The following is a 3265-nucleotide window of genomic DNA, read 5'->3' as shown; positions in this document are numbered from 1 at the left end:
GCCCCGCTCCGGCAGTCGGGCCCCGCTCCGGTGGCGGTTGCGCCGTGATCAGCTGGGCGAGGCGCGATCTGCCAGCCGTGCCGTCATGCGGACGGGGCGTCGAAATAGTGCCCCTTGTCGAGGTCCTCGATCAGCCCCGGCTGCACGGGCCGCCATCCGAACGAGGCGCGGGTCAGGGCGCTGGAGGCCGGCCCGTCCACACCCACGAGGCCGCCCAGCCAGCCGAAGTGCGCGTCCGCGTCCTCGGGAGGGACCGAGGCGACGGGGAGGCCGAGGTGGCGCCCGATGGCGTCGGCGACGTCACGGATCGGGACGCCCTCCTCGCCGACCGCGTGCAGCGTCGACCCAGCGGGGGCGGCCTCCAGCGCGAGGCGCACGAGGTGGGCGGCGTCGGCGCGGTGCACGGCCGGCCAGCGGTTGGAGCCGTCGCCGACGTAGCCGGAGACGCCCCTGTCGCGGGCGATACCGACCAGGGCCGCCATGAAGCCGTGGTCCCCTTCGCCGTGCACCGTCGGGGGGAAGCGCACGACGGACGAGCGGACGTTGCGCGAGGCGAGGGAGACAGCCAGCAGGGCCGTGGCCAGCCGGGCCCGCGCGGCCGCGAACGGCGTCGGCCAGTCGGGGCTCTGCCCGTCCTCCTCGGTGGCGACCCGGCCCGGGGCGAGCCCGAGCGTTCCGGAGGCGATGACGAACGGCTTGCCGGAACCCGCGAGCGCCTCGCCGAACGTCTCGACGGCCAGGCGGTCCGCGGCGGCGGCGCCCTCGAAGCCCCCCGAGAAGGCGATGTCGTGCTTGAACGCGAGGTGGATCACGCCGTCCGCGCCGACGGCCGCGTCGCGCAGGGTGCCGATGTCGCCCAGGTCCCCGCGCACCGCCTCGGCTCCCGCGGCGACGAGCGCCTCGGCCGAGGTGCCCGAGCGGGCGAGCCCGACGACCTGGTGGCCCGCGTCGATGAGCTCGGGAACGACGGTGGAACCGATCCAGCCGGACGCGCCGGTCATGAATACACGCATGGGAGACCTCCCGGGTCGGTCGACGGCTCCGGTCGTGCGCGCCAGCGGGCGCTGCGGGCGTTGCGGCACTGCGAGGAACCATCGATGTCAGCAACTGACATCACCCTACGCCTGATGTCTGCCACTGTCATCACATAGAATCGGCGGCATGGGTCGATGGGAGCCGAACGCGAGGGGCCGCCTGGAGCAGGCGGCCATGGAGCTCTATGGCGAACGCGGTTACGAGCAGGCGACCGTGACCGAGATCGCCGCACGGGCGGGCCTTACGGAGCGGACGTTCTTCCGGCACTACGCCGACAAGCGCGAAGTCCTGTTCGGAGGCTCCGCGCTGCTCCAGGAACTTCTGGTGGACACCCTCGCCGGTGCGCCCGCGACGGCGGCGCCGATCGACGCCGTGGCTGCGGCACTCCGCGCTGCCGCTGCCGTCTTCGACGAGCGCCGAGAGCAGTCCCTGCGGCGCCAGAAAATCGTCTCGGCCAACGCGGAACTGCGGGAGCGCGAACTGGTCAAGCTCGCCTCGCTGTCCGGGGCACTCGCCGAGTCCCTGCGGGCGCGCGGCGTCCCGGAACCGGCCGCGAGTCTGGCGGGGGAGGCGGGCATCGCCGTCTTCAAGGTCGCGTTCGAGGGCTGGATCGAGGAGACCGACGGCCGGCCCATGGGTGTGTACATCGAGGAGGGCCTCGACGGGCTCAAGGCCGTGATGGCGGGCGGCCGGGCCTGACAGCGGTGCGCCCCGCCATGGAATGGCGGGGCGCACCGTGTGGTGGTGGGGGGTGGGGGGAAGATCCTTCGCACCGTGTTGCGTGCGGGGCTTCCTAGGGGAACGACACCACCTGCGACGGAATGGTGTCCGTCCCTGAAGTGGGTGATCCGGTGTCGTTGATGACGTGTTCGTACTGGCCCTGGCCGCCGAGGGAGACGACGAGCAGGTCGTGGAACTTCACGCCGGGCTTCACCGGTGCCTGGAATCCGTGGTCCTGGCGGATGGTGGGGTCGACGTTGAAGTAGCAGTAGCTGCCCAGGCCCCAGCCTTCGTGGGTGGTGACGGAGTCGTCGACCTTGTAGGCCGCGTAACCCTTGGTGTCACCGTTCTGGATGGCGGCCTGGTTCGGGGCGTCGTACGCCTTCTCGTTCTGGAAGAAGATCGTCTTCCCGTTCTCCCCGGACCAGCGGACGTCGTACTTGTTGAAGTGCTCCACGAACAGACCCGTCGCGAGCACGTTGTCGCCGTTGACCTGGAGGCCGTAGTCGGCCCGGTTGGTCTCCCAGCCGACGCCCTCGCCGTGGTCGGCGCGCCACAGCCAGGTGTGGTCGATGATCGTGTCGTTGCTGTTGACGACCATGCCCGTGGTGGCCTTGCCGGCTCCCGCGCCGCCGACCCGGACGAACACGTCCTGGAGCGACGTCGGGTTGTCGGCGTGGCTCGCGGACGCGCCCTCGGGGCCGACCTCGATCAGCGTGTCGGAGTTGGTGGGACCTGCGTCGACGAGCAGTCCGGCGAGCTTCACTCCGTCCACGTCACCGACCTTGATGGCCGTGACCCCGTTGTCCGGGATGATCGTCGCGAGACCGAGCCCCAGTGCGACCGTGTTGGCGCGGTCGATGTTGATCGTCTGGTCGACGTGGTAGACCCCGGGCGTGAAGAGCAGATGCAGACCCTGGTCCACGGCCGCGTTGATGGTCTCCGCGGTCGCGCCGGGCTTGACCACGTAGAACTGGTCCAGCGGGATGGACTCGCCCTTCGGCGTCCCGTTGGCCCACGAGACGCCGCGCGCGTTGGTGCGCTTCTCGGGCACGAAGACCTTGTAGTCGGCGCCGTCCAGGTAGAGGAACGGCTTCTCGCGGGAGACCGGGGTGTTCTCCAGGGTGGTGTACGGCGGTTCGGGGAAGCTCTGGGCGGGGGCGCCCTCGACACCGGAGAACGTCATGTTCCAGACGCCGTTGCCCCAACTGCCGATGGTGCTGTCGCGGGTATACCACTGCTGCTGCGAGTACGGGCCGACCTGGCCGTCGATCTTGCTGTCTGCGATGTAGCCGCCGCTCGCCCAGCCGTAGCCGTCGGGCGCGAGGTTGAGCCCGCCCTTGACGTGCATGCGGCGGAAGGGCGCGGCCTGCGAGACCGCCCAACGGTCGGTGCCGCTCACGGGGTTGAGCGCGAGGTTCTCGGCCGAGCGCCAGAAGTTCTGGGTGGCGTTGCCGTTGAACCAGCCCGCGTCGACGGTCACATCACCGTTGAACGTGGTGTCGTCCGG

Annotated in this window: 3 protein-coding genes; 1 reads left to right on the top strand and 2 read right to left on the bottom strand. The window is 70.7% G+C overall.

From position 1 onward, the window contains the following. Window positions 1–83: 83 nt before the first annotated feature. Window positions 84–1013, bottom strand: a complete 930-nt coding sequence (locus JGS39_RS38315; RefSeq protein ID WP_219574388.1) for an SDR family oxidoreductase — start codon at window positions 1011–1013, stop codon at window positions 84–86. Window positions 1014–1161: 148 nt separating this feature from the next. On the opposite strand from JGS39_RS38315, the gene JGS39_RS38310 reads away from it, so the two are divergent. Continuing rightward, window positions 1162–1734 carry a TetR/AcrR family transcriptional regulator gene (locus JGS39_RS38310; RefSeq protein ID WP_219574387.1) on the top strand — a complete coding sequence of 191 codons (573 nt, stop codon included), beginning with the start codon at window positions 1162–1164 and terminating at the stop codon, window positions 1732–1734. A gap of 94 nt (window positions 1735–1828) precedes the next feature. Here JGS39_RS38310 and JGS39_RS38305 read toward each other — a convergent pair. Then, on the bottom strand, window positions 1829–3265 hold a 1437-nt coding region (locus JGS39_RS38305; protein ID WP_219574386.1), incomplete at its 5' end, for a pectate lyase-like domain-containing protein.

This window comes from Streptomyces poriferorum (genome assembly GCF_019399235.1).
GTDB lineage: Bacteria > Actinomycetota > Actinomycetes > Streptomycetales > Streptomycetaceae > Streptomyces > Streptomyces poriferorum.
The sequence above is the reverse complement of the archived record's forward strand: the minus strand, read 5'-3'. Positions and strand labels throughout refer to the sequence as shown.

Excerpts from the sequence above, each read along its gene's own strand:
- JGS39_RS38315 (WP_219574388.1), bottom strand. The coding sequence starts at position 1,013 with ATGCGTGTATTCATGACCGGCGCGTCCGGCTGGATCGGTTCCACCGTC.
- JGS39_RS38310 (WP_219574387.1), top strand. The coding sequence starts at position 1,162 with ATGGGTCGATGGGAGCCGAACGCGAGGGGCCGCCTGGAGCAGGCGGCC.